The following is a 26229-nucleotide window of genomic DNA, read 5'->3' as shown; positions in this document are numbered from 1 at the left end:
CGCTTTATATTGAGCCGGGGTCACCTTGGGAAAATGGCTATAACGAAAGCTTTAACGGCAAGCTTCGCAATGAACTTTTAAACGGAGAAATATTCTATACCTTGCAGGAGGCAAAGGTTCTGATTGAACGCTGGCGGCAGTTTTACAATGAAGTTCGTCCGCACAGTTCACTGGGCTACAAGCCTCCGGCACCAAAAACACTCTTGCCTCGTCCTGATGTTCTGACTTACGCTACGCTCCAGTCGCCACATCAGGACGACAATAATAGCCAGAAACTAACATAGCGGTTGGACCACCAAAGTGGGGCACGTCATTCATCTATCTCAAGCTTACGTTGTCTACGGTAGAATGCAGGGTAAATGTTACTGGAAACAACCGCGCTGTAGTCATTAAATTTGAATGTAAATACAATGTCTTTGTCGGTGTCATTGTTATTAACGGCACTTTTGTAATTTCCAAAGTCTACGTAATCCCCGTACCATAAAATCGGCGCACTGGTCTTTGTTTCTAATGTTTGTCGTATTAGAGGTAGCGAGCGTAAAAAGCTACTTTTACCAACACTGTTTCTACCGAGTAAGATGGTTATTGGTTTTATTTCGATTTCTGGTGTTGAAACTAATCGTCTCAAGTTCTTTACGGAATAAGATAATTTCATTTACGAGTTTCCCTTTAGACAATCGAAATATCATATGAGCACAATATTTAATTTGAACTAAACTACAACTAAAAATTATATGACTTAGGTGTGGCATGTGCTGATAGAATGAGGTGCTGGATCTAAAGCAAATTTATTCTGAGAATGCTTCTATCAATTATTTGATACAATAGTAAGGTTAGGGAGGGGCCATGACTTGGCCCCTTGGTCTTTGCATTTCAATTAAATTTTTGTTGGGAGTTTTAACCACGGCATCGCCCTTGAGAGGAGGGGCGGTGTAAGCGGCGCTGTGTGGTGCTGTTTAAAAGGAAAGGAGTATAGAATTCGATGGCATCACGTCTCTTTTTGAGGGAGGCGATTTTACAGTCTAGGAGCAAACGTACACCTATAGGAGAGAAGCAAGAGAGAACAGGAGAGTTATAGAGAGTTATAGAGATACTAAGAGCGTTACAGTAGCTACTAGAGAGGAGGGATATTCAGTAGTTTATATAAAGCTATATCAGCTACTAGAGCGCTCTAGAGCGTCCAGAGGCATAAGAGGGGAGAGAGGGTATGGATGCCCCAGTAGTTTACAGTTAGGAGGACATGACTTGTCCTCCTTGGCTTATCTTATTTATTTTATTTCAGGAAAGGGAGGAGGAACATGGAGAACAATATCCGAATAAGCCCTAGGAGTCCTCAGGAGAGGTAAAGGGGATTTGGGTGCGTCAGTGTAGCCAGAAGCCATCAACGACTCTCCTGGGTCTTTAAACGCAGGATATGGGGCAAGGTAAAGCCACGACCATCGGCAGCTTTAAAATCGAATTTGGATTTATACGGTCCCTTTGGTGATGGGGCGCGTTTGGGGTTTCCCCCATGGGGGTGGGCTGGTTGCCCTTATTCGTCGTCAGCAGACAGGGCGACACCGTCTAGCAATGTCGATGCTGTTGTCCCCAAGGCAAGGGCAATACGAACCACTGTGGCGACTTGAAGCTTTTTCTTCCCGGCTTCAATCTTGCTGATATAGGTTTGCTCCGTTCCCATTTTTTCGGCAAGCGCAAACTGCGACATGCGAATGGCAAGCCGCTTTTCTTTAATCTTTAGCCCTAATTGTTCTTCAACTGTCATGAAGTTAAAGGACATTTTTCTGAGACACTGGACTAGGTACGATCGTTACTATATGGTGAAAAAACTTTCGAAACCAATGTTCAATCAACATCGCCCATGAAGGGGGAGAACTCATGTCCTTTTTGACTGCACTTAATCTTTTTAATCCGTTCGATAAAATGAAGCATACAAAGCTGATGCGCGCCTATTTGATGCGTCAAGCCCGTCAGCTCAATGTACTGCTGGAACCGCAAACTATTGAAGATGAGATTGCGTTGTTCGCTGACTTAATTGCGGGTATTCGCCTTGACGGGAATGAGAAAGCAATGCCCGGGCTAATGAATACGCTGAAGGATGCTGTGCGTGAAAATAACCTCTTTGACCTCTATCCAACGAATGACGCGCTGTGTCAGTTGGTGAACACTTCCATCCGTTTTCAATTGGATCAAAAAGAAGTTGCCGACCTGCCAGACTATGGCAAGGAGCGTGAGAAATATAACATCACCGACGAGGCAAAGTGGCAGGCCTTAAATAAGGAGTGCATGGGGATGATCTTATCACAGGTCTTGATGAGAAAGGGGCGGGAAAGACAGCATAGGAAGGCGGCAGGCGACATCGCAGAGGCCTTGGTGGGGTTTTCAGGTTATGACTTACTGCTCAGGCGTTCCCGCCGTGCCTCTGTGGTGTTTACGTTGTCTGTGGCGGAGTTCCATCATGACGAGGTCGCGCTGATGGCACACAAAAAATATTACGACACATTTGGGGTGGTTTAAGTGCGGCGAGGCATAAGGCTGTTTGCATTGACCTGCATGGTGTCAGGTGTCGTCAGTGTGCCTGCCCGGGTAGGTGCGGAAGGGCTGTTTTATCGCAAGCCTGCTGAATATGATTTTCTTGTGAGTAAGCATGCAACCTGCACGGTGTTGGCAAGCCGCTTGCAGCGAGATCAGAAGAAGAAAGGGCGAACCCATACTGCTGAGGGGATTAGGCTGAGCAAGCTTCTGTACGGGTATCATAATGAGGCACAGGCGGCGTTTAGCTATGGTGTGAGGGTTGGGGCCAAATGGTCGGCTTATGAGGGCTACACCCCCGCTGAAATGGCCCTGACGTTGAATGAGGATTGCGCCAAGCTCTTGTGTGGGGACCTCGCCCTTAATCATCCGATCAACTTTTACCAAGAAGGGTATGAAGACCCCGAAGCCCACACAGAATATACCTGCAAATAATCTCCGTTATCCAAGATATGAAATGTTGTTCTCTAGCACTCGTATCTTGGATATTTTTTTATCACCTGTGCTTTGGCCTTGATGGTGCTTTCCCCGTACCGATCCCCCTCAGTGCGCGAGGCATGGCCCGTGATATCATCCAGCACCTTCTCCTTAATGTTTTCTATCTCGCGCGCCTTGGTCTTAAAGGTGTGTCGCCAACCGTGGTTGGGCTGAAGGTTGCGATCTGTGAAGACTTCCCGAATGAATTCTGACATCTTGGTCCGTCTGGTGCGAACCTGCTTTTGGGCCTCTTCCTGATTGGTAGCGAGGATAAACAGGTAATCTGTCGGGCATTGCTCAACAAACGTCAGGAAGCCCATTTCGATCAAATGGTCATGAATGGGGACGATCCGATATTCGCCTGTTTTAACCTGTCCGGCTTCGGGGGTGATCTTGTAGGTCCAGTGGCCTTCTACGTGAGCAATATCTTGTTTTCTGAGTTGCAGGATTTCACCAACCCTTGCCCCGGTATACGCACAAATCCACGGAACCCAGCGCTTTGCATTGCTGAATTGCTCTTTCTCCCAGCCCGTTGGTTGGTATGTTTGTGCGTGGGTTAAGATGGCAGTGCATTCGGCATCGCTGAAATATTTGGCGCGTACCTTCTTTGCTTTACCGACTTTTACTTGGACGCCCAGCGCTGGGTTGGATTTCAGCAATCGGTTGTTTAGCGCCCACCCAAAGACGGATTTGAGCCCTGCCAGATCACCGTCACGCACGGTCTTGGGTGATATCTGTTTGTTTGTCTTTTCATTGATCCGTTGTAATCGGAAATCTTTAAACGCAACCACATCCTCAGGTGTGACCTTGCTTGCATCTTTGTGGCTTAGGAACTCACAAAAGTTCTCAAACGTGCGCTTATAGCCGTCATATGTACTGTGGCTAAGGCCTGCTCGTTCCGACTCAAGCCACCATTTCTCCACCAAATCCATCATATTTAAATCAGGTTTAGCAGTTTTGGCTTTCTTACTTTGTTTCTCGTCCCATTTAGGGAAGCGTTTGCCAAAGCCATCGTCGCGATAGTCGCCTTCAGCAAGCTTTTTAAGTTTGGCGGCCTTTTCATTGGCGGCTTTGGCAATCTCTAACAGCAGCTTTATTCGGCTGTTTCTGTCGATGATAAGAGAACGCCGAGCCAACAACGTGTCTGCGAACGGTCCAAAGCGTTGTTCCATTTGATGCAGCAGTTGCTCTTGCTGCACGAACTTGGGTTGCGTCAGCTTTTTGGGGGCGACTTTTAGGGCTCTGTTATTTTCATCCAGAACATGCTGCCAGAGTTCAGGGGTGCCGGGATCGTCTTCCAGCGCGTTGATAAAATCGTGATAAAGCTCGCCTGAGAGGGCTACGATTTCTTTGTGGGAAAGGGTATTGGGGCCTTCTCTAAGGCTATTCCAGAAGGCTTCTAGATGGGCCGCGATGATCCCCTGATGGGACTTAGCTTTGCTTGGGTCTGCCGTCTGAAGTGAGATTTTGATTTCTTTGGCTTTAGGGGAAATCGTCTTGGTGATCCGCCCCTCTCCTAGAGGGATAGACACGGTTTGTCCTCGTGCTGTTTCGACAACATCAAGGGGTATCCTTTGACGGAAATAATGGCTTTGTGAGCCGTCTCTTTTCATCGGCTGAACTATCCGTAACAACATCGCGTGTGTACCACCTTTGTGTACCAGTAAGGTGGAGAGATGCCCTTGATATCAAAGGTTCTTAGCGATTTCAATGAGATAGTAAAGGAATGGTGCCCGGGGGCGGACTTGAACCACCGACACGCGGATTTTCAATCCGCTGCTCTACCGACTGAGCTACCCGGGCTTACCGTATGTGACACAGCATCGGTGCTCGCTGTGTGGGAGGGGTTATAGAGCAGGTGGGGGGCGCTGTCTAGACTCTTTTTTCAAAAAAATACGTCTTTTTTTTGGGGGCTTGATTTTCTTTGGTTTTGTTAGCCCGGCTCGTACTCATCTAGGTCGCTTTCTTCTTCTGATTCAATGCGATACCCTTCATTCAACCAAGTGCCTAAATCGAGGTCTGCACAGCGTTTGGAACAAAATGGACGGTAGTGCGGGGTGCTGGGGTTTTGGCAGGTGGGGCAGCTGCCACCTTTGGTGAGGGCCAGTGTTTCAACATTATTCTTGTCGGTCATTGTGCGTCTCCAGACTGTAACCTTGGGAGGGGAGGGTTCGGTCTTCTTTTAGGGGCGGTAGATAGCCTATTCTGTCTTCCAACCAGACGGGCGGGGCGTTTTGCCAGCGCTGGATCAATTCGCTCCCCATTCGTACCTTCGTGATTAGCCCGCCTTTGGAGAGTTGGCGTAGCAGGTTGTTGTAGCGCGCGCTGAGGTCTGTGCAAAGGGTGGAGAGGGGCTGGCCTTGCCGGGTACGGCTGACCTCCCCCAACCCCAGTCGGGTGAGGCCGTGAAAGGTGGTGCGTTGATCGTTGAGAATCGTTTTGGCGCTCTGTTCCAGCTTGCTGCGGTTGGCTTTGTCTTTCAGGGCGATGAAGTCTATGAGAATCTGTCCACTCAAATTACGCAGGTTGATTTGCTCGTTCAGGGCCGTGAGTGCTTGGATGTTGAGGGCGAGGTGGGTGGCTTCCAAGTCGCGACCGTGTGCATGCTGGGCGGTGTTGATATCCACGGCGACAAGTGCCTCGGTTTCTTCAATCACCAAGTGAGCACCGCTGGCAAAGGGGACATGGGTGTGCAGGGCCTCGTCGATCTGGGCGGTGATGCCTTCTGCATCAAAGAGGGGGAGCTTGCCATCATAGAGGTGGGCGTCTTGATAAAAAGGTGTGACGTCCTGATAGGCGGCGAGCCCTTCTACCACCACCTCTGTTAGGTTTGAGGTGTCCAGTTGGGCCCAAACTTCTTCCCAAAAGCTGCTTTGACGTTCCAAGAGAACAGGGGCGGGAGCTGCTTGTTGTGTCAGGGTCTGCCAGCGTTCGTTCAAGGCGGTTGCCTGAGCGACGATGTGCCCGGGCTCTTGGGCTTCTGCACTGGTCCTTACGATCAGGCCGCAGTCAGCCGGTAGCAGGCCGTTGAGAGCCTGTTTAAAGATGGCTCGCTTATCGGCATCTTTGAATTTGCGCGAGATGTTAATGCCGGGGCGTTGAGGCGTCAGGACGCAATCGTTGCTGGTGAGGTCGATCTTGCACGAGAGGACCGCGCCCTTTTTAGCGCTGGCGGTTTGCTTGACCTGAACGAGAAGGGCCTGTCCCTCATGTACCGCGCGGCTGATATCGTCCTGATAGGTTGCGTTGACGGGGAGAAAGCCGTTTTGGCTGTCCCCTATATCAATAAAGGCGGCTTGCAGGCTGGGAACCACATTGACGACCCGGCCTTTGACGATATCGCCTGCACGCAGGCCCTGAGGGGCGAAGGGACGATCGATGCGGTCGATGAACAATCTGATAAGACGGTCATCTTTTAACGCAGCGATACGGGTTTCGCCCGGGATATGATCGATGAACAGGGTGTCGGGTGCGCAGGGCATATCGTCACGATTTCAGTTAAGGGCGATAGCCGAGGCCGCTCAGCAGAGCATTCGTTTCAAATAGGGAAAGGCCGACAACATTTGTGTAGGAGCCAATAATTTTTTCAACAAACACACCTGCATGACCCTGAATAGCGTACCCACCGGCTTTGCCGTCCCATTCGTGGGACGCGATATACTGGTTGATTTCCGGTTCTGACAGGCGTTTGAATTTGACGGCCGTATCGACAAGCCGGCTGTGCACATGACCATCTTGGTCAATGACGCAAATACCGCCATACACATGGTGACGACGTCCCGATAATTTTGTCAGGAACGTTCGGGCTTGGTCAGCACTTTCTGGTTTAGGCAGGATACGTCGGCCCAGTCCGACAACCGTATCTGCTCCAATAATAAGGGACCCTGCATGGTCTGGTGCAACGCAACGGGCTTTACCGATGGCAAGGCGCAAAGCCAGTTGCCGTGGCAGTTCACCCTTCAAAGGCGTTTCGTCAATATGTGCAGGGGCAATCAGATCGGGTTTGATGCCGATCTGGTCCAATAAGGCGACCCGTCTCGGGGACGCTGAAGCAAGAACGAGACTCAAAGAAACAAGTCCCATAAATATTTATTTGAAACGGAAAGTGATACGACCTTTTGTGAGGTCATATGGTGTCATCTCAACGGTAACTTTATCACCTGCGAGAACGCGGATGCGGTTCTTGCGCATTTTACCGGAAGTATGTGCCAGAATTTCGTGATCATTTTCTAGTTTTACACGAAACATAGCGTTAGGGAGAAGTTCTGTAACAACGCCCGAAAATTCAATCATGTCCTCTTTGGCCACGGATGTATCCTTTAAAAATATAATAAGCTTGATTTTGGTTGGCAAAATGGTCGTGAAATCATGCAAGGTCAAGTTTTTTCTGCATTGCACGGCGTCTTTAGGAGGTGGCGTATTAGCAGATAGACACTTTATTGCGTCCTGTACGTTTGGATTGATACAAAGCCTGATCTGCCCGGTTTATCAAAGGGAGCGCGGGTTCATCATGTGCCATCTGGGTTACGCCGATGGAAACGGTGAGACGAATTTCTGTTTGGCCGTTCATAAAGGTGCGTTTTTCGATAATTTTGCGTAAATCGTCACAAAGTTTAAAGGCGCGCAGTTCGTCACATTCAGGCAGCAGAAGCAGAAATTCTTCGCCGCCCCAACGACACACTGTGTCGGATTCGCGCAGTCGATCCTGAATGATGCGGGCAACCGATTTCAGCACCATATCACCGTTTAGGTGACCGTGTTCATCGTTGATTGCTTTGAAATGATCAATATCCAGCATGGCGACGCTGACCGGGTGTCCGTGTCGGCGGGCGGCTTTGGAGATCTGGTCAAAGATTGGATCAAATACGTTGCGGTTGGGCACGCCGGTTAATTTGTCGGTCGTTGCCATTTCCTGCAATTTGTTTTGGTAGCGGCTGATGGTGATATGGGCGATGACGATCACGATAATCGAGATCAGCACACTGACGATCAGGTTACTTTTAAGGTTATGAAGGATCTTGGTTTCAACGCTTTTTTCTTCCTGCTCGACCAACAGATACCATTGAAATTCGTTTACAAGGCGAGAGTTGAGATGGACGGTTTTGCCATCGCGCACGTAGCTGAAGGTTCCGCTGGGTTGGGACAGGATTTGCGTCGCGATATCTTGCAGGCCGGGCGTGCGACGAATAGAACTACCTGCATAGTCGTTCGTATTCGACAGCATGATCGTGCCTTCGCGGTCAATAAAACTGACGGAGCGACCATAGCGCTTTTGATAGGTTAGTATACGTTCCTGTACTTTATCTACGGCCAGACCCACACCGGTCACGCCGATAAAGTTGCCGCTATAGTCATAAACGCGATAATTGATAAAGACGGCCATGTCCGTGGGGTGGGCGGTGTCGAAATCCAGATGGATTTCATATTCCTTGCCGGTATTCACGAAGCTGAAATACCAGTCATCCATCGGGTCAACCGGGCTGATGGTCTTTAAGACACCGGTGGAATGGTAATATTTTTTTGACGCATCGGAGACAAAAAAGCTGGTAACGGTATTGTAGCGTGACTGAATTTCCTTGAGGTATTTAACGAGCCGTTCCTCATCAATCTCGCCGGAAAGGGTCCAGTCACGCACAAAAGTATCCTGCGCCATAAGCGAGGAAATAAAAATAGGTTGAAGCAGATCGCGCTGAACCTCCGAATAGATATTGTCGCTGGTAAGCGGCAGGGCCGTTTCCGAGATCTGTTTGGAGAGCGAATCATGGGCAGCATAGTAGCTGGTCAGGCTTGTCAACGTGAATCCAAAGATCAGTAGACTTGCCAGAATGGCAATGAACCGCAGCTTATTCTGCTTCATGGGGTGTTCCTATAGTTCGCGTCGGATCAAGTCCGCCAGACGTTTCATCCCATCGTGAATGATATGGGGTGAGCATGTGGAGAAAGACAGACGCAAGGTATTATCACCGCCCCCGTTTGCATGGAAGGCCGCACCGGGTACAAAAGCAATTTTTTCTTCTGCCAGTGCTTTCTCCAACAATTTGCGGGCGTTCATCCCCTCCGGTAATTTTAACCAAACAAACATGCCGCCTTTTACCGGGGTAAACGTGACGCTATTCGGCAGATATTGGCGTAGAGCCTCAATCATGGCCTTACACCGTTCACCATAGACCGTGCGCAGGGTTTCCAGATGACTGTCCAGAATGTTATTTGCCAGCTCGTAGGCCAGTGTCTGGTTGACTGTGGAGGTGTGCAGATCGTTGGCCTGTTTCAAAAGAATCAGTTTTTCCAGAATCGCCGTCGGGGCCACACTCCAGCCAACACGCAGGGCAGGCATCAGTGTTTTGGAAGCCGTTCCGAGCTGGACGACAAGTCCTTTGTCATTCCAGTTGTCTTTCCCTAGAAACTTGCCTTCCAGTTCCAGAAGGGACGGCGGGGGCGGGCAATCATAGTAGAGCGCGCGATAAGCCGTATCTTCAAGGATCACCACGTCATATTTATGGGCCAGCTCGATGATTTTTTCGCGGCGATCTTCGGGGATGGTCATCCCACCGGGGTTTTGGAAATCCGGCACGGTGTACAGGAACTTAACACCTGCTTTGAAGGCTTTTTCCACACCCTCGATGGTCAGGCCGTCGAGGTCGGTTTCAATGGTATGAAAGACCGGGCGGCGCGCGCCAAAGACTTGTAAAGCCCCAAGATAGGTCGGGTTTGCAACGCCGATGGGGGTGCCTGCATCAATAAGGGCGGCTGCCAGCAAGGTCAAAGACTGCTGCGCGCCGTTGGTGATCAGCACGTTTTCCTTCAGAACAGAGATATGTTCTGATGAAGTTGTACGGGCCACCCAGCTGCGCAGGGGCTCGTAGCCTTCCGTTTGGGAATATTGCATGAGTTGGCGATCTTGTTCCGGGTGCTGGGCCATGCGCTCACGAAAGGCACGGACCTGATCCATCGGGAACAGTTCAGGGTCGGGAATACCGCCTGCGAAAGACAGAATTTCCGGGTCAGCTAAGATTTTCAAGAGTTCGCGAATTTCAGACGCGTCGATAGAGCCTGCATCAGCAGAAAATTTATTATTCCAGGTCATTATAGTCACCATGTCAGTAAGGTCAGAGATATTGACCTTTCTCTTGCGCTTCGTCAATTTGAATCGACTAATTTAAATATCTGAAAGACCGTGTCTGGGGAACTTTCTTTTAATTTGCACCATGAGTTGATCACGAACTGACCGGTAGGCATCAAGACGTTGATCGCGGCTACCGTTGGTCAGGCTGGGATCAAAGGTGTTCCAGAAGGTTACTTCGCAGTCGAGATAGGCCGACATATCCAAAGCGTGGTGCTGGGCTTCAGGCGAGAGGGTGATGATCTGATCGTAGAAGCTGTCTTCCAGCTGCTCGAAGGTTTTGGGCTGATGCTCACTGAGGTCAATGCCAATTTCGTCCATGACCTGTATGACAAAGCCGTCTACTTCTTGCCCAAGGCGGACGCCACAGGAATCCACGTAGATATTGCGTCCATGAATGAGCTTCATAATCCCCTCAGCCATGGGGGATCGAATAGCATTCATCGTACAACAGAAGAGAACGGCAGAGGGGAGTTCACGCACCGTCTAGCCCTCATTGGCGAATGTGAAGGACGCAGACAAGCGTAAAGAGTCTTCGCGCTGTATCATGGTCGATATGGACCTTTTCCTCCAACCTTTCCCGTAGGATGACAGAGCCTTCATTGTGCAAGCCACGGCGGCCCATATCGATCGCTTCGATTTGGGTAGGGGACGCCGTTTTGATGGCTTGAAAATAGCTGTCGCAAACCAGAAAATAGTCTTTAATGATTTTGCGAACGGGCATTAGCGGAACCTTCACTTGAAGGAAGCTTTCGCTTTCACCTTGTTTGGCGATGTCTAAAACCAGTCGTTTGCCGTCTTCGATGGAGAGGTTCAGAACGTAGGGGCCGATGTGATCGCCAACGGGTGCAAAATAGTTTTCTTCCAACAAGTCGAAGATTGCGACTTTTCTTTCGTGTTCGATTTCGGGTTTCAGTCGAACACTGTCCAGTCCTTCAATATTGATGGCAGCGATTTTTTGCAATTGATGCACAGGCCATATCCCCCATGAATATAAGGCTTTTTTCCAAACCGTATAAAAGCATATTAGGGAGGGCTTCACAATTGGAATTGTGAGGAACGGCGACGGTGTCGCTTATTTTTCTAAACGGATGACGGTTGAATCGCCGAATGCGTTTTGTAACAGTTTTTGGGCGTGTCGGGCCATTTTTTGGTGTGTAGCAGCCTTGATCGAAAAGATCGGTTGCGCATCACACTGTTGGTAAGTCACAAAGCTGTGAATACCAGATTTGACGAGGAAGTCTTGAGTTAAATTCATGTAAGTCTTTTCTATTTGTTAAGCACGGCCTGAGCGAATTTCTTCTGGGCTTCACGTGCTTTTTTTTCTTTTGCAAGGCGCTGTGCCTTGAGGTCAGCAATATGCGAAGATCGTTCGTGGTCCGCATTTATCTTTTCTTCAAGAAACTGTTCTGTTTCTTGTAAGCTGATTTGGGCAAGTTCTTCAGAACGTGAGAGTTTTTTCTGCATGATCTGTCCAGTTGTGATTGAAGGTAAAAACCGTCGCCTGGCCAAAAGAGGCCAGGCGACGGGATTTTTACGACTTAACCAACAACAGACAGATCTGTTGCAGATGTCTTGCCATTGCGACCTGTTTCCAGTTCGTATTCTACTTTTTGACCTTCGTTCAGGCCTTGAAGACCTGCGCGTTCAACAGCAGAAATATGGACGAATACGTCCTGTTTGCCGTCTTCCGGTTCGATGAAGCCAAAACCTTTAGTCGGGTTAAACCATTTTACGTTTCCAATAGCCATTATAATATCCTTTACATTGGAAAAACAAAATACGCCTGACACAACGTGTGCTCAGACGTTCAATTAAAATCACAATGTTCAGAGAGACTTGGAGAACGACACAAGGCCGACTTTAGGGAAACACGTAACGTAGCGAATTATTGAAATTGCAATATGCGCTATTTTTAGGGGATAGTCAAACAATCTTTGAAAGTTTTTGTTTTTGATCTTTTGTAATCCCTGATAGGGTTTGCCAATATGAAAGAATGTGCAAGTTTGATGCTTGGGGAAATGTAGGAAGAGGCCGTGAAGGTATTGACTGTAAGAGTGATCTTGTTTTTGTTTTCTATGATGGCTTTATCTACCCCGTTAGGCGCTCAAACTCTTGAGGAAATTCAAAGCCGTGGCCTGCTGCTTTGCGGTGTGGATGAGCAGCATTATGGGTTTGCGCATCTGGATGCCCAGGGAGAGTGGGTCGGTTTTGAAGTTGATTTTTGCCGTGCGTTGGCCGTTGCTATTTTCAATGATCCTACGGCTGTGACGTTTGTGCCGCTCAATGCGAAAAATCGTTTTGGCGCGTTGAAGGGCCGCGAAATTGATGTGTTGATCCGGTCAACTTCCTGGACCTTTTCGCGCGATGAGGGCTACGGCGTCGATTTTACCAATATCATTTATTATGACCGTCTGGCGATTCTGGCGCATAAATCCATGAAGGTGGCGCGGTTGGATGATGTGTCAAAAGCCAGCTTATGTGTAGCGGCAGGCACCACGACCTATGAAACCGTTCGGGACTATGTCTATCGGACAGGCAAGGCCATCAGGGTGCTGGTTTTTAATTCCCGTGAGGGGTTGAATAACCTGTTTTTCTCTGGTCAATGCGACCTGTATGCGGGAGATTATTCGGGCCTGAGTATGATTCTACGTGAAGTTTCCCCAAACCCGGAAGATTATGTTTTCCTCGATACCAATCTTTCAAAGGAACCTTTGGGGCCGGTTGTCCGTGAAGGCGACCCTCAGTGGTTCAATCTGGTACGCTGGATGGTCTATGGAATGATCGAAGCGGAAGAACAGGGGATCACCCGCAAAAATGTTACCGCCTATCGGGCTAATCCACCGCGCGCGGTAAAATATTTGTTGGGGGTAAAGGCCGGTTTTGGAGCCGAGCTTGGGATGCGCAATGGCTGGATGGCAGATGTGATCCGGGAAATCGGCAATTATGGTGAGGTTTTTGACCGTCACCTGGGCAAAGAAAGTGCCTTGCAGATGGAACGGGGCCTGAATGCGCTCTGGAAAGACGGGGGACTGCTCTATGCACTCCCCGTCCGTTGAGACGCTGGCTTACTTGAAAGTTTCCCACAGATAACGAACGATCGCTTGGGCGTCGGCTTCGTTGATCTGCGCTGTTTCTTCAAAAGAGGGCATGCCGGTGTGGACATTGCGCCCCCCTTCGCGGATGGTCCACATCAGATACTCGTCAGACACCAGCTCTGTTTTGAGCGCTTGTGCAAGATCTGCTGGCGGTGGCGAGAGGTGCGCGGCAACGACTCCGTCACCTTCCCCGCTGGCCCCGTGGCAGGGCGCACAATGTTTGACGTAGAGTTCTTTGCCCTTCTGGTCGCCTGTTGCCTGTGCCGCCGAAACGGGCAGGGTCAATAAGGCAACCAGAACCGGCAGATATCTAGACGGCGCCATGGCAGTGCTTGTATTTTTTGCCAGACCCGCAAGGGCAGGCTTCGTTACGTGACACTTTGCCCCATGTGCCCGGATCGTTCGGGTCAATGTGGTCCGAGGGTTTGTTGCTGCGTACGGTTGCTGCGCCATATTCCGGCTTTTGCTCGGATGCGAGTGCAGAGACTTGCTCGTGGCTTTCCGTCGTTTGTTGTTCGTCATGACGGTTAAAGGCTTCCAGCTCTTCTTCCGGATTGCCGACTTGCAGTTCTACGTGTGACAGCAAGGTGATGACGCGGTCGCGCAGAATTGACAGCATTTCTTCAAACAGGTTGAAGGCCTCGCGCTTGTATTCGTTCAGCGGATCACGCTGGGCGTAAGCGCGCAGACCGATGCCTTGACGCAGGTGATCGAGCGCCAGCAGGTGTTCTTTCCAGATGGTGTCGAGCAACTGCAGCAGAACGCTTTTTTCGACCGAGTGCCAAACTTGATCACCGTAGTTGGCGACCTTGGCAGCCATCTTGCGATCAACGGCATCACTGATACGTTCGCGGATTTCTTCATCCGCCACGCCTTCTTCCTTCGCCCATTCTTTGACAGGGGCGTCGATATTGAAGACACGGGTGATTTCTTCGTGCAAGCTGTCGGTGTCCCACTGTTCCGCATAGGCTTTTTGAGGGATACATTTGCTGACGATATCGTCGATCACGTCTTCGCGCATATCCTTGATCAGCTCGGAGACATCATCCGTTGCCATCATTTCACGGCGTTGTTCAAAGATCACTTTACGCTGATCGTTCATGACGTCGTCAAATTTCAGGACTTGCTTACGCATATCAAAGTTACGGGCTTCGACTTTTTGTTGCGCTTTTTCAAGGGCTTTGTTGATCCATGGGTGGACGATGGCTTCGCCTTCTTCCAGACCCAGTTTCTTCAACATACCGTCCATACGTTCCGAGCCAAAGATACGCATCAGATCGTCTTCAAGGGACAGGAAGAATTTGGACGCACCGACGTCCCCCTGACGGCCTGCACGACCGCGTAGCTGGTTGTCGATACGGCGGCTTTCGTGGCGTTCAGTGCCCAGAACAAACAGACCGCCGGCTTCAAGCGCGACGTTTTTAGCGTCTGCGATTTCTGTCTTGAGCTTGTTGATCTGGTCTTCTGTCGGGTTTTCGCCCAGTTCGGTGGCAACGCGCATTTCCAGGTTGCCGCCTAACTGAATGTCCGTCCCGCGACCTGCCATGTTTGTGGCGATGGTGACGGCACCCGGCACACCGGCTTGGGCGACGATATAGGCTTCGCGCTCATGCTGTTTGGCGTTGAGGACTTCGTGTTTGATCTTGGCCTTTTTCAGCGCTTTGGACAGTTCTTCGGATTGTTCGATAGAAACTGTACCGACAAGGATCGGCTGGTTGCGCTTATTACATTCGATGATCTGTTCGATGATGGCGTTAATCTTTTCGCCACGTGTGCGATAGACTTCGTCATCATAGTCTTTACGTGAGATCACGCGGTTGGTCGGCATATCGACCACTTCCAGCTTGTAAATCTCAGCAAATTCGCCCGCTTCGGTCATGGCTGTCCCGGTCATGCCGGACAGTTTCGGATAGAGGCGGAAATAGTTTTGGAACGTGACGGACGCAAGCGTCTGGTTTTCCTGCTGGACCTGAACGCCTTCTTTGGCTTCCAAGGCCTGATGCAAGCCGTCAGAGTAACGACGCCCGTCCATCACACGACCGGTAAATTCATCAACGATCATGACCTTGCCGTCTTTGACCAGATAATCGACACCGTTGGTAAAGATATGGTGCGCACGCAAGGCGGAGTTAATGTGGTGAAGTAAAGAGACGTTGCCTAAATCATAAAGGCCGCCGGTTTCCAGCAGGCCGACTTCACGTAGCAGGTCTTCGGCATGTTCCACGCCGGTTTCTGATAGGGAAATCGCTTTGATTTTTTCGTCTTTTTCGTAGTCGCTTTCGACCAGTTTGGGGATGATGCTGTCAACGATCCCGTAAAGGTCGGAGCTGTCATCGCTGGGGCCGGAGATAATAAGGGGTGTCCGCGCTTCGTCGATCAGGATCGAGTCAACTTCATCGACGATGGCGTAATTGAAAGGACGCTGGACCATGGTGTCGAGCGAGAACTTCATGTTGTCGCGCAGATAATCGAAACCCAGTTCGTTGTTTGTCGCATAGGTGATATCGCAGGCGTAAGCTTCTTGGCGCTGTGTATCATTCATTTGGTTGAGGATACAAGAGGTCGTCATACCCAGGAAGTTATAGACCTGCCCCATCCATTGACTGTCGCGCTGTGCCAGATAGTCGTTCACGGTGACCACATGAACACCGTCGCCACTGAGGGCATTGAGGTAGGCGGCGAGGGTGGCTACAAGAGTTTTCCCTTCCCCGGTTGCCATCTCTGCAATCTGTCCGCGGTGAAGGACTATCCCGCCGAGAAGCTGTACGTCAAAGTGGCGCAGGCCCAATGTGCGTTTTGCGGCTTCGCGGACCGTTGCGAAGGCTTCTGCCAGCACGTCATCCAGTGTCTCCCCGTCAGCAACCCGCTTCCTTAACCAGTCCGTTCGTGCCCTAAGGTCATCATCACTAAGCGGTTGAACCTCTGCTTCAAGGGCGTTGATTTCATCAACGTATTTTTGCAGACCTTTAATATAGCGTTCGTTTGCTGTGCCGAAAAGTTTACGGGCAATGGCGCCTAACATGGAAATCCCCTAGGTAAGATAGTCACAGTGTGTGCGAGAGATAATTCACGGACCGGACAGAGATAGAATGTTAGCGCTTCTCTGTCAATTGCGCAGAGTGGTTACAATGTTGTTACCTTAATCTTCTAGACGTGGACAAATGGATGTGCATTATGCCTAGTAAGTTAAATTTTTAGACACGACCAAGAGGTTAAATTTACATGTTGAAAACGACATTTCGCACACTTGTTATGGCTGGCGCACTGACGCTTTCCGTTTCAGCAATCGCTGACGAAAAGAAAGATGATCCGGTTGTTGCAACCGTGAATGGGGTTGAAATCTACTATTCACAGGTACAACAGGCGCAACGCGCGATGGGTGGGCAGGCAATGGCTGTGCCGCTGGAAATGATCCAAAGCATGTTGATTAACACGATTGCGGACCGCACGATTGTTGCCGAGCAGGCGCGCAAAGACGGCTTCGATAAAAATGAAGAGTTTAAAAAGCGTATGGCGGACATTGAACAGCAGGTTCTGGCCCGCGACTTTATCGCCGATTACGCAGAAAAACAAATCACGGACAAGCGCGTTGAAGAAGCTTATCAGGCTATGATCAAAGACTTTGAGCCACAAAAAGAAGTGCACGCGCGTCATATTTTGGTGGAAGACGAAGCTGCTGCGAAAGACGTGATCAAAGAATTGGAAGGCGGCGCTGATTTTGTGGAACTGGCGAAGACCAAATCCACAGGTCCAAGTGGCCCACAAGGCGGCGACCTTGGTTTCTTCTCCGCTGGTGCGATGGTGCCGGAATTTGAAAAGGCAGCCTTTGCATTGAAAGCGGGTGAGTTTTCTAAAGAACCTGTCAAAACCCAGTTTGGTTATCATGTGATCAAGTTGGAAGAAGAACGTAAAACCCAACCGCCGAAACTGGAAGACGTTAAAGACCAGATCGAAGGCGAGATTGGTAACGAAGCTGTCAGCAAATATATTGAAGGTCTGCGTAAAGACGCAAAGATCGTCCTGTTTGATAAAGACGGAAAAGAAATCAAAGAAGATAAATAAGCATTTACCTCACCGTAAATTGCGCGTTATATCGTCATCTGCATCCTTGATGCAGATGACGATTTTTTTTACGTTGAGGAAACGAACCCATGACCGATATTTCCCCTTTGGCTCCGGCACAATTCCCCGAAGTTTTACCTGTAAAAGGCGTCCAGTTTGTGACGCGTGCAGTGGGGGTGAAGTATAAAAACCGAACAGACTTGATGGTTGCCGAATTGGTGGAAGGCACAAAGATGGCAGGTGTCTTCACCTTGTCCCTGACAGCCTCTGCCCCGGTTGAAGCCTGTCGCGCAGCTTTGAAAGACGGTCACGGCAATGCCCGCTGCATCATCGTAAACTCCGGCAATGCCAACGCGTTTAACGGTAAAAAAGGTGTGGCGTCTGTTGAAAATATTGTGGGCGAGGCCAGCAAGATTTTCGGCTGTTCAGTCAATGAGATCTTTACCGCTTCAACAGGCGTCATCGGTGAAGCTTTGCCGGATGCAAAGATCACTTCTGCCTTGGCGGATATGAAGCAGACAATGGGCGCGTCCAGCTTTGAAGACGCCGCTAAAGCCATTATGACAACGGATACCTTCCCCAAGGCGGCCAGCAAAAAATTGACCTTGGGCGGCAAAGAGGTTGTCCTGTCCGGTATCGCAAAAGGGTCCGGTATGATTGCGCCAAATATGGCGACCATGCTGTCTTTCATCTTTACCGATGCGGCGATTTCCGCAGACGTTTTGCAGGCGATGTTGAAATCCTCCACGGATAAATCCTACAACGCCATTACGGTCGATAGCGATACATCGACCAGTGATACGGTTTTGCTGGCAGCGACAGCACAAGCAGGCAACAAAGAGATTACATCCCTGAGCGATCCTGAGCTGGATGGCTTTAAACAGGCGTTGGATGAGGTCATGATCGACCTTGCGCAACAGGTTGTGCGTGATGGGGAAGGCGCCAGCAAGTTTATTGCCATCACGGTGGATGGTGCGGAAACCGACAAGGCTGCGAAAACCATCGCGCTTGCGATTGCAAACTCCCCGCTGGTGAAAACCGCGATTGCGGGGGAAGATGCCAACTGGGGCCGGATTGTCATGGCTGTTGGTAAAGCGGGCGAAAAAGCCGATCGTGATCGCCTGAAAATCTCCATTGGTGGTGTCTTGATCGCGGCAGATGGCGAAGCGGTGGAAGGTTATGACGAAACACCGGTTGTGAACCACATGAAGGGTCAGAATATCGATATATTGGCAGACGTTGGTGTTGGGACGGGCAAGGCGACGGTCTGGACCTGCGATCTGACCCATGGCTATATCACCATCAACGGGGATTACCGTTCATGAGTGAAGCAGACGATATGGGGTGTTTTGGCCAGCAGGTCATCACCCCCGGTTTGCCGATTGTCTTTGTTTCTGCCGTTGCCATGGTCGATACGGACGGGCGTGTCCTGATGGCACAACGCCCCCAAGGGAAGTCGATGGCCGGTATGTGGGAATTCCCCGGCGGTAAGGTTGAGGACGGTGAAACACCGGAGACTGCCTTGGTGAGGGAATTGAAAGAAGAGTTGGGCATCGATATTACGGAAAGCTGCTTGGCGCCCTTGACTTTTGCGTCCCATTCTTACGAGAAATTTCATCTCTTTATGCCGCTTTATGCCTGTCGTGTCTGGAAAGGCGAACCGCACGGGGCCGAAGGGCAAAATCTAAAATGGGTCTATCCCCATAAAATGCGCGAGTTGCCTATGCCGGAAGCGGATATTCCGTTGGTTTCCATGTTAAGAGATTTGATCTAAATTTTTTTCAGGCAGTTGAGTGCCCGAGTGGTGATTTAACTGCCTGAAATACGGTGTATAATTGCATTTTATCATGTAAAAGCCCTACAAAGTATATTGATTTTAGGGTGAAAATCGGCTTGAAGTTAAACTTTTGATGCATAGCTAAAGAGAAGGTGGTTCAGGGCCTTTTGAGGCTATGCAGATGGGTTTTAGACTATATTTTCTTCTTATTTTTATTTTGGTATGGGCCCCGGTTGGCGCGCAGGCGCAGGAGTTATGTCCGAAGCGGGTCGGCTATATTGAAAAGAATGCCCTGACGCGTCTGGTGTTGCCGATTGTGCAAGATGTGTACAGCCGCTTGGGCTGTGAGACAGTCTTTGTGGATTTGCCGGGGCGCCGCGGGATTTCTGCATTTAATGAAGAACGCATTGACGCGGAGCTCATGCGGTTTCGATTGGTTGAAGATCAGTATCTTGCGCCTTTTGTGCGTGGGAAAGTCCCGCTTATCCAGCTTAAAAGCTATTTTTGGAAAAATCCGGCCATGGTCGATGATCACACGAAACCGTTCGGCTATGTGAAGGGGCTGATCTGGCAGGAAAACTATGCCAAAGGCAAACCGTTTAACGCGTTTTATAATACGCAGAGCATGTTTAAAGCCTATAATACCGGGCAAATTGCAGGTTTTTTGGCAAGCGGCCCTGCCGTTACCAACGCGCATCAACAGCAGATGATCAAGCCGTTGCCTGTCGCGGTTGAATTGGTGAAAGAGGCACCGCTTTACCATTATGCGTCTTCTGCGTATCGAGGCTTTATGGATCGATTTGATCGCTATGTTGAAGCGAATCTTCCTTTTACACATATTTCGACCGATCAACATAAAGTTGAAAATATCAACTAGAAGGTGCGTATTTTTCCGTATGTAAATCCCCTTAGGTCGTACGGGTATTTACATAAGCAATCTAAAATGATTGTGTAATATTATGGAAACAAATGGAAATATCTCTTTTCTAGGAAAGTAAGGCAAGTGAAATTATCTTTAAACAGCTAGTTATGTTGTGTAGGGGTATGTTGTGTTTAGGTTCATTTCAAACTTAAGGTTGATTTATCAGATCAACGTCATAAGTCTGATCGCATTGATCGGATTTATTGTCATCGGGGTTGGATACAAAATATCTGAAGACAAGGTCTTTGAGATGCAGCAGGAGCTGAGTCTTGATATCGCGGCCCTCAACACAACCGAAAAAGTCCACTACGAATTTTTGAATGCCAGGCGTCGGGAAAAAGATTTTCTGCTGCGCCATGAAGAAAAATATGTTGAAGAACATCAAGGGGTCGTGCAAGACATTCAGGTAAATCTGGAGGCGCTGATGAAAAGTCCGGTCGTTGTGACGGAACTTGATCTGCTTAAACAGATTTCCACGATGGTGCAGGAATATAACGGAACGTTTCAACAGGTTGTAGCCATTTGGCGAGAACTGGGCTTTTCGGAGAAAGATGGACTTCGGGGGGAGCTGCGTCAATCGGTCCACAATGTTGAGACACTCCTGAAGGGTTATGAGAACCAAACGCTTAGCGTGACCATGCTGATGATGCGCCGACACGAAAAAGATTTTCTGCTGCGTCTCGACCCTAAATATATTGATCGCATGGATAAGCGCTTGGCAGAATTTAGCGGGCAATTGCTGGAAAGTTATATCCCCCCATCCGCGCAAGACAACATTATGGGTCTGATGAAGTCTTATCATGCGGATTTTAAGGCGCTGGCGATGAAACGTTTGGCAGTAGAGGAAATGACGTCTCAATTTTTAGTTGTCTTTGCTAAAGCCCAAGACCCGTTTGAAACGGTTTTTAAGGCAGTGGAGGAGCGTACGCAAAAAGCCAATGCCGATATGCGGGAAACGGTGAGTTCAACTGGGACTGTGGTTGTGTCTACCATCGTTCTAACGGTGTTAATCGTCTTTTCAGTTGCCATTTTGGTTGCGCGCCAGATCAACAAACCCATTGCCGGACTGACCCGTACCATGAAGGTGTTGGCAGAGGGCGATAAGACGGTTGATGTCCCCACGACAGAGTTGAAGAACGAACTGGGCGACATGGGCCGCAGTGTACTTGTCTTTAAAGACAATATGATCCGCGCTGAACAGTTGGCAGCGGAGCAAGCCCGCGAGCAGGAAGTCCAGCAGGAACGCGCGAAACAGATTATCCTATTGACCCAAGGGTTTGAAAAAGACTCTGATAACGTGCTGACGACCGTTCATGCGGCAATTACACAAATGGGCACCACCTCCAACAGTATGAAACAGGCGGCAGATCAGTTAAATCAACGCTCTGCTGCAGTGTCGGCTGCATCAACGGAAGCCTCCAGCAATGTGCAGACGGTGGCCTCCGCATCTGAAGAGTTGGCGGCCTCTATTGCCGAGATCGGTGCGCAAGCCAGTAATTCGACCCTTATCGCCAGTGAAGCGGTGACGAAGGCACAGGAAACAGATGAGACCATGCGCGGCCTGTCTGATGCGGCACAACGCATCGGGGAAGCTATCCGGTTGATTAATGACATTGCGGATCAGACCAATCTTTTGGCCTTGAACGCGACCATTGAAGCGGCACGCGCAGGCGATGCAGGTAAAGGCTTTGCGGTGGTTGCAAGTGAGGTGAAAAACCTTGCCACCCAGACCGCCAAGGCAACCGAAGAAATCTCCCGTCAGATCGGTGATGTCCAACGTTCCACCGAAAATGCTGTCGTAGCTATTGGCGGTATCTCGAAAGTGATCGCACAAATGGATGAAATTTCCTCGGCGATTGCCGCAGCGGTGGAACAGCAACGCGCCGCCACACAGGAAATTGCACGCAATGTTGAACAAGCCTCCAGCGGAACCCATGAAGTTTCGGAAAATATTGTTGGTGTCAGTACGTTGGCAACCGAAACAGAAGAAGCTGCAGATCAGGTAAAAGGGGCGTCCACCCAAGTGGAGGAACAAGCGGAAAGTATGAATGCCTTTATCCGCAGATTTATAGAGAACGTCAGGGCCGTTTAAGGTTTCGAGGGAGACGATATGCCTTCAAAAAAGGGGCGCTATCTATATGGGGCTCCTTTTTTATTGGCCCTCCCTCATGGATTGGGATGGACGCGCGCTTCACTCTTTTGATAGGGTGACGTTTCCATGATTTCGTCAGGATGGCTAAAGATGAAACCGACATATCGCAGACTCGTTCTTTCCCCCGAAGTCCGTCAGGCTTTTTTTGATAGAAAAGGTGTTGTCGCGCTGGAAAGTACCGTGATTACACATGGTTTGCCTTTCCCCGATAATCTGGAAATCGCCTTGGCGCTGGAAGAGGTCGTGCGTGAAAATGGCGCAATCCCGGCAACGATTGCAGTGATTGACGGGCTGATCCATGTCGGGTTGGATCGCACAAAGCTTGAACAGTTGGCCACGGACAAAGCAGCCAAAAAACTGAGCCGCCGTGACTTACCATTGGCCTTAAGCTTACGCCAGACAGGCGGGACAACCGTTGCCGCGACCATGCTGATTGCAGAACAAGCCGGGATTCGGGTCTTCGCCACAGGCGGGATCGGTGGGGTTCATCGCGGGGCGGAAACCAGCTTTGACATCTCTGCAGATCTGGAAGAATTGGGTCGTAGCAATGTTTGTGTGGTGTCGGCAGGGGCAAAAGCGGTTTTGGACCTACCGAAGACACTGGAAGTGCTGGAAACCAAAGGCGTGCCGGTCATTGGGTATCAATGTGATGAGTTTCCGGCCTTTTATTATCGCGACAGCGGCCTTGTGAATATGGCGCGTCTGGATGATGTGGTAGATATCGCGAACCTGTTAATCCATAAATGGAACCTGACGCGCTGGCCAGATAGTATGCGGCTTGAAGGTGGTGTGTTGATTGCCAACCCAATTGCCAAGGCTGATGAATGGGCGCGCGATGAAGTTGAAGCCTGTATCACGCAAGCTTTGTCGGAGATGACGCTCAGCGGCAAGGACGTGACGCCTTATCTGTTAAAACGTCTGGGGGAACTGTCGAACGGGCAAAGCCGTAAAAGCAATATGGCTCTTATTCGACAGAATGCTGTTCTGGGCGCACAGATTGCACAGGCGCTGGCAGGACGGGTTTAGAAGTTGCTGATCGGCCCTTTTTCGGATTTTAATCCATCCCCGATCACATAATGCTGAACCGCGTCATAGGAAATCAGACCAAAGGCGATGATCAGCACGACAATGATCCCGAAGCGCGACGGAGTCTCTTTTTGTAGGCTATAGGTTTCCCGTGCGGCGCGTCTTTGACCGGGCAGAAAAATTTCGACCTCGCCTTGATGGTGTTCTTGCGTCTTGATCAGGCTTTTGAAGTTGTCGCCGATTTTCGAAAAACTGCGGTGCAGGACGTTATACTCGCTCATAAACGGCATAAACAGGCCAAGCAACGAAAATAGGGCCCCGAGACTTGCTGCATAGGGCGAATAACCGCTGGACAGGGCGTTGCCAATAAATAAAGACGCAAGAACCGTCATGGCAAAGGCGATGATGAAGAGTATCTGCATGTTAAAGTGCTTTTCATTACGGAAATTTGACCATATCCTATTTAGACGGTCGCTGTGAACCGCTGCTTTATTTTTCAATCAGATAAAATCAATCCTATGAACCAATCGGTCGAAAGCCCGCTAAAAAACCCAACCTATCGGAAGTTATTTTCTGCGCAAATCACCTCTTTGGTGGGCACGGGGCTGACGACTGTTGCGCTCGCTTTGCTGGCCTTTGATCTGGCGGGGGAGAGCGCCGGGCAGGTGGTGGGGACGGCCCTTGCCATCAAGATGATTGCCTATGTCTGTGTGGCGCCAATCGCAGGCGGGTTTGCTCATTTACTGCCGCGCAAAGCGACCTTGATTATTCTGGATGTCGTGCGCGCGGGCTTCATACTTACCTTGCCCTTTTTGTCAGAGCCTTGGCATCTGTATCTGGTGATTTTTGGTGTGAATGTGTGTTCGGCCTGTTTTACGCCTTTGTTCCAATCCACCATTCCCGATATTTTACCCAATGAGGAACGCTATACAAAGGCGCTGTCTTATTCCCGGTTGGCTTACGATCTTGAAAATATGCTCAGTCCCACACTGGCGGCTTTATTGCTGACCCTCTGGTCGTTCGATCTGTTGTTTATGCTTAATGGGGTGACGTTTCTCGTCTCCGCTCTGTTGGTCCTGAGTGCCAGCCTTCCTGCCTCTGCCTTGACGCAACGTGATGGCTCGATCCTTGGCAATATCACCTTTGGCCTGAAAGCTTATCTCAAGACCCCCAGACTACGTGGCCTGCTGGCCCTGCATGGTGCGGTTGCAGCAGGGGGCGCGATGGTTATTGTCAACTCGGTCGTTTATGTGCGCAGTTATTTGGGGCTGGGGGAAGCGGAAACAGCTACCGTGATGATGGCCTCGGGCGCGGGGTCTATGGTTGTTGCGCTTTATCTGCCCCGTTTGCTAAAGACCGTGCCGGATCGTCCGGTGATGATTGCAGGGGGTAGCTTGATCGCTTCTACGCTGTTGTGGGGGATGACCATGCCGGGCTTGGTCGGCCTTTTATGTATCTGGTTTTTACTAGGTGTGGGCTGGTCTTTGATCCAGACGCCTGCGGCCCGTGTGGTGACGCGATCCACAACAGATGGCGACCGGACAGCCTATTTTAGTGCCAATTTCGCCCTATCCCATGGCGCCTGGTTTTTGGGGTATGGCCTTGCAGGATGGATGGGCGCCGCCTTAGGGATGGCGCAGACCTTTGGAATTTTGGCCTCTATTGCGTTTTTAGCAACCTTATGGGCCTTGAAGTTGTGGCCGACAAATGACCCTGTGGTGCGTGAACATGTACATAAAGCCCATAACCATCAGCACCCCCACACCCATGAAGACGATCATCATGATCATACTCACGAAGGGTGGGAAGGTCCCGAACCACATGTGCATGAGCATCGCCACAAAGAAGTGCGCCATGCCCATGCTTTTGCGATTGATGCCCACCATATTCACTGGCCGGGACCTGAACGTTAAGCTAATCGGTCTGTTTTAGGATTTACCGAAAACTTCGTTGATTTGCTGGCTAACGGTGACGAACGTCGTGCGTTTTGACAGTTCTTTCAGGCTTTGCGCCCCCACATAGGTACAGGTGGACCGCACACCGCCCAGAATTTCCATAAGGGTGCCGTCAACGCCGCCACGATACGGAATTTCAACGCGTTTGCCTTCACTGGCGCGGTATTTCGCCACACCGCCATAGTGCTTGTTCATGGCGGTATCTGACGACATGCCATAGAACTCAAGGAACTTTTCTTCCTTGACGATCTGTTTGTCGTTTTCGTCCAGCTCATTTGTCAGATAGCGACGGGTCAACACTTGACCATTACACTCATCATGACCAGCCAACATGCCGCCGAGCATGACAAAGTCAGCACCGCCTGCAAAGGCTTTGGCAACGTCACCCGGCACCGTGCAGCCCCCGTCTGCGCAGACCAGACCTTTAAGGCCGTGGGCTGCATCGGCACATTCAAGCACCGCAGATAGTTGCGGGTAGCCAACGCCGGTCATTTTACGGGTGGTACAAACAGAGCCCGGCCCAATGCCGACCTTGACGATATCCGCACCGGAAATGATCAATTGTTCTGTCATTTCGCCGGTGACCACGTTGCCTGCCATGATGATGGCATCTTCGTGGGTCTTGCGGATACGTTCCACGATACGGGCGAATCGTTCGCTGTAACCGTTGGCCACGTCCAGACAGATAAAGACAGGTTCGCCTTCAGGACGGTTTGCCGCCAATTTCATGGCTTCGTCGAGGTTTTCGACATCCTGTTCGTTGATCCCGAAGGAAAAGAAGGTCCGCGCCCAAGGGTTGATCCCTGCAGCCGGTGCTTCTTGTTCAAAATAAGTTTTGTAGTCTTCCTGACTATAAAATTTGTGTAGGGCCGTCATGGCATTATGACCGGCAAGAGCCTTTGCCATTTCAAATGTCCCAACCGTGTCCATATTTGCCGCAATGATGGGCACACCCTTCCAGGTTACTTTGGCATGGGGGAAACGGAATTCGCGTTCCATGTCCACTTCGGAACGTGAAAGCAGGTCTGAACGTTTTGGTCGGATGAGAACGTTTTTATAGTCGAGTTTGACTTCTGTATCGATACGCATAAGGCTTCAGCCTCTCCTTAGA

At 50.0% G+C, this 26229-nt stretch carries 29 protein-coding genes and 1 tRNA gene; 11 read left to right on the top strand and 19 right to left on the bottom strand.

The genetic code is table 11. The features are described 5' to 3' along the window. Positions 1–284: integrase core domain-containing protein (locus tag Q397_RS24685; protein WP_240475057.1), on the top strand; the 284-nt coding region annotated here is incomplete at its 5' end. Positions 285–310: 26 nt separating this feature from the next. On the opposite strand, the gene Q397_RS25575 is transcribed toward Q397_RS24685, so the two are convergent. Together Q397_RS25575 and Q397_RS0110755 are read right to left on the bottom strand one after the other, a co-directional pair. Beyond that, entirely contained in the window at positions 311–655 is a 345-nt protein-coding gene (locus tag Q397_RS25575) for an AAA family ATPase (RefSeq protein ID WP_028879432.1), read from the bottom strand. 876 nt (positions 656–1531) lie between these two features. Further along, positions 1532–1777, bottom strand: a complete 246-nt coding sequence (locus Q397_RS0110755; protein ID WP_051609923.1) for a helix-turn-helix domain-containing protein — start codon at positions 1775–1777, stop codon at positions 1532–1534. A gap of 98 nt (positions 1778–1875) precedes the next feature. On the opposite strand from Q397_RS0110755, the gene Q397_RS0110750 reads away from it, so the two are divergent. Together Q397_RS0110750 and Q397_RS0110745 are read left to right on the top strand one after the other, a co-directional pair. Further along, on the top strand, positions 1876–2514 hold the full coding sequence (locus Q397_RS0110750) for a hypothetical protein (protein ID WP_028879430.1): 639 nt from the start codon (positions 1876–1878) through the stop codon (positions 2512–2514). Between the two features lie 57 nt (positions 2515–2571). Then, positions 2572–2964: a hypothetical protein gene (locus tag Q397_RS0110745; protein WP_156950692.1), complete on the top strand. Its 393-nt coding sequence runs from the start codon at positions 2572–2574 to the stop codon at positions 2962–2964. A gap of 32 nt (positions 2965–2996) precedes the next feature. Here Q397_RS0110745 and Q397_RS0110740 read toward each other — a convergent pair whose 3' ends face one another. The 13 genes from Q397_RS0110740 to Q397_RS0110680 form a co-directional block, all read right to left on the bottom strand. Beyond that, on the bottom strand, positions 2997–4619 hold the full coding sequence (locus Q397_RS0110740) for a DUF6538 domain-containing protein (protein ID WP_028879428.1): 1623 nt from the start codon (positions 4617–4619) through the stop codon (positions 2997–2999). A gap of 114 nt (positions 4620–4733) precedes the next feature. Continuing rightward, positions 4734–4809, bottom strand: a tRNA-Phe gene (locus tag Q397_RS0110735). 130 nt (positions 4810–4939) lie between these two features. Then, positions 4940–5140, bottom strand: coding sequence for a DNA gyrase inhibitor YacG (locus Q397_RS22050; protein WP_038013495.1), 201 nt, complete (start codon positions 5138–5140; stop codon positions 4940–4942). Continuing rightward, positions 5124–6488 carry a ribonuclease E/G gene (locus tag Q397_RS0110725; RefSeq protein WP_028879427.1) on the bottom strand — a complete coding sequence of 455 codons (1365 nt, stop codon included), beginning with the start codon at positions 6486–6488 and terminating at the stop codon, positions 5124–5126. Before Q397_RS0110725 ends, Q397_RS22050 begins: the two co-directional genes overlap by 17 nt. Before the next feature lie 16 nt (positions 6489–6504). Continuing rightward, positions 6505–7089, bottom strand: coding sequence for a Maf family protein (locus tag Q397_RS0110720; RefSeq protein WP_028879426.1), 585 nt, complete (start codon positions 7087–7089; stop codon positions 6505–6507). 6 nt (positions 7090–7095) lie between these two features. After that, on the bottom strand, positions 7096–7314 hold the full coding sequence (gene infA, locus Q397_RS0110715) for a translation initiation factor IF-1 (protein ID WP_028879425.1): 219 nt from the start codon (positions 7312–7314) through the stop codon (positions 7096–7098). 112 nt (positions 7315–7426) lie between these two features. Further along, a complete protein-coding gene (locus tag Q397_RS0110710; protein WP_028879424.1) occupies positions 7427–8863 on the bottom strand; it encodes a sensor domain-containing diguanylate cyclase in 1437 nt (478 codons plus the stop codon). A gap of 9 nt (positions 8864–8872) precedes the next feature. Then, the gene (locus tag Q397_RS0110705) at positions 8873–10090 is read right to left on the bottom strand and encodes an aminotransferase-like domain-containing protein (RefSeq protein ID WP_038013492.1); all 1218 of its coding nucleotides are present in this window, start codon (positions 10088–10090) and stop codon (positions 8873–8875) included. A 72-nt stretch (positions 10091–10162) separates the two neighbouring features. Next, positions 10163–10609 (bottom strand): arsenate-mycothiol transferase ArsC, encoded by a 447-nt coding sequence (locus tag Q397_RS0110700; RefSeq protein WP_028879422.1) that lies wholly within the window; start codon positions 10607–10609, stop codon positions 10163–10165. A gap of 10 nt (positions 10610–10619) precedes the next feature. Next, positions 10620–11099, bottom strand: a complete 480-nt coding sequence (locus Q397_RS0110695) for a UPF0262 family protein (RefSeq protein WP_028879421.1) — start codon at positions 11097–11099, stop codon at positions 10620–10622. Between the two features lie 102 nt (positions 11100–11201). Continuing rightward, entirely contained in the window at positions 11202–11384 is a 183-nt protein-coding gene (locus Q397_RS0110690; RefSeq protein ID WP_028879420.1) for a hypothetical protein, read from the bottom strand. A gap of 11 nt (positions 11385–11395) precedes the next feature. Further along, entirely contained in the window at positions 11396–11593 is a 198-nt protein-coding gene (locus Q397_RS0110685; RefSeq protein WP_028879419.1) for a hypothetical protein, read from the bottom strand. 74 nt (positions 11594–11667) lie between these two features. Continuing rightward, complete coding sequence (locus tag Q397_RS0110680; protein WP_028879418.1) at positions 11668–11877, bottom strand: cold-shock protein; 210 nt, start codon at positions 11875–11877, stop codon at positions 11668–11670. Positions 11878–12162: 285 nt separating this feature from the next. Between Q397_RS0110680 and Q397_RS0110675 the strand changes: the two genes are divergently transcribed. After that, on the top strand, positions 12163–13185 hold the full coding sequence (locus tag Q397_RS0110675) for an amino acid ABC transporter substrate-binding protein (protein ID WP_156950691.1): 1023 nt from the start codon (positions 12163–12165) through the stop codon (positions 13183–13185). A gap of 9 nt (positions 13186–13194) precedes the next feature. Here the strand turns inward: Q397_RS0110675 and Q397_RS24120 are convergent, their stop codons facing one another. Next, complete coding sequence (locus Q397_RS24120) at positions 13195–13548, bottom strand: c-type cytochrome (RefSeq protein ID WP_051609921.1); 354 nt, start codon at positions 13546–13548, stop codon at positions 13195–13197. Next, on the bottom strand, positions 13535–16246 hold the full coding sequence (secA, locus tag Q397_RS0110665) for a preprotein translocase subunit SecA (RefSeq protein ID WP_028879416.1): 2712 nt from the start codon (positions 16244–16246) through the stop codon (positions 13535–13537). The genes Q397_RS24120 and secA overlap by 14 nt, the downstream gene beginning before the upstream one ends. Before the next feature lie 200 nt (positions 16247–16446). On the opposite strand from secA, the gene Q397_RS0110660 reads away from it, so the two are divergent. From Q397_RS0110660 to Q397_RS0110635, 6 genes are all read left to right on the top strand, one after another. Continuing rightward, on the top strand, positions 16447–17286 hold the full coding sequence (locus tag Q397_RS0110660; RefSeq protein ID WP_028879415.1) for a peptidylprolyl isomerase: 840 nt from the start codon (positions 16447–16449) through the stop codon (positions 17284–17286). An 89-nt stretch (positions 17287–17375) separates the two neighbouring features. Continuing rightward, on the top strand, positions 17376–18611 hold the full coding sequence (gene argJ, locus Q397_RS0110655; protein ID WP_028879414.1) for a bifunctional glutamate N-acetyltransferase/amino-acid acetyltransferase ArgJ: 1236 nt from the start codon (positions 17376–17378) through the stop codon (positions 18609–18611). Beyond that, positions 18608–19060, top strand: a complete 453-nt coding sequence (locus tag Q397_RS0110650; protein ID WP_084149026.1) for a (deoxy)nucleoside triphosphate pyrophosphohydrolase — start codon at positions 18608–18610, stop codon at positions 19058–19060. The genes argJ and Q397_RS0110650 overlap by 4 nt, the downstream gene beginning before the upstream one ends. A 184-nt stretch (positions 19061–19244) precedes the next feature. Then, positions 19245–19940 (top strand): hypothetical protein, encoded by a 696-nt coding sequence (locus Q397_RS0110645; protein ID WP_156950690.1) that lies wholly within the window; start codon positions 19245–19247, stop codon positions 19938–19940. A 295-nt stretch (positions 19941–20235) separates the two neighbouring features. Further along, on the top strand, positions 20236–22077 hold the full coding sequence (locus Q397_RS0110640) for a methyl-accepting chemotaxis protein (protein WP_156950689.1): 1842 nt from the start codon (positions 20236–20238) through the stop codon (positions 22075–22077). A 150-nt stretch (positions 22078–22227) separates the two neighbouring features. Further along, positions 22228–23163 (top strand): pseudouridine-5'-phosphate glycosidase, encoded by a 936-nt coding sequence (locus Q397_RS0110635; protein ID WP_028879410.1) that lies wholly within the window; start codon positions 22228–22230, stop codon positions 23161–23163. Here the strand turns inward: Q397_RS0110635 and Q397_RS0110630 are convergent. Further along, entirely contained in the window at positions 23160–23585 is a 426-nt protein-coding gene (locus tag Q397_RS0110630) for a hypothetical protein (RefSeq protein WP_028879409.1), read from the bottom strand. The genes Q397_RS0110635 and Q397_RS0110630 overlap by 4 nt on opposite strands. 96 nt (positions 23586–23681) lie before the next feature. On the opposite strand from Q397_RS0110630, the gene Q397_RS0110625 reads away from it, so the two are divergent. Then, the gene (locus Q397_RS0110625; RefSeq protein ID WP_028879408.1) at positions 23682–25076 is read left to right on the top strand and encodes an MFS transporter; all 1395 of its coding nucleotides are present in this window, start codon (positions 23682–23684) and stop codon (positions 25074–25076) included. A gap of 15 nt (positions 25077–25091) precedes the next feature. Here the strand turns inward: Q397_RS0110625 and Q397_RS0110620 are convergent, their stop codons facing one another. Next, a complete protein-coding gene (locus Q397_RS0110620) occupies positions 25092–26207 on the bottom strand; it encodes a GMP reductase (RefSeq protein ID WP_028879407.1) in 1116 nt (371 codons plus the stop codon). Between the last annotated feature and the right edge of the window lie 22 nt (positions 26208–26229).

Origin of the sequence: Terasakiella pusilla DSM 6293 (assembly GCF_000688235.1) — a bacterium.
Classification (GTDB): Bacteria; Pseudomonadota; Alphaproteobacteria; order Rhodospirillales; family Terasakiellaceae; genus Terasakiella; species Terasakiella pusilla.
Note: the sequence above shows the minus strand (reverse complement) of the source record. Positions and strands in the feature narration are given on the sequence as shown.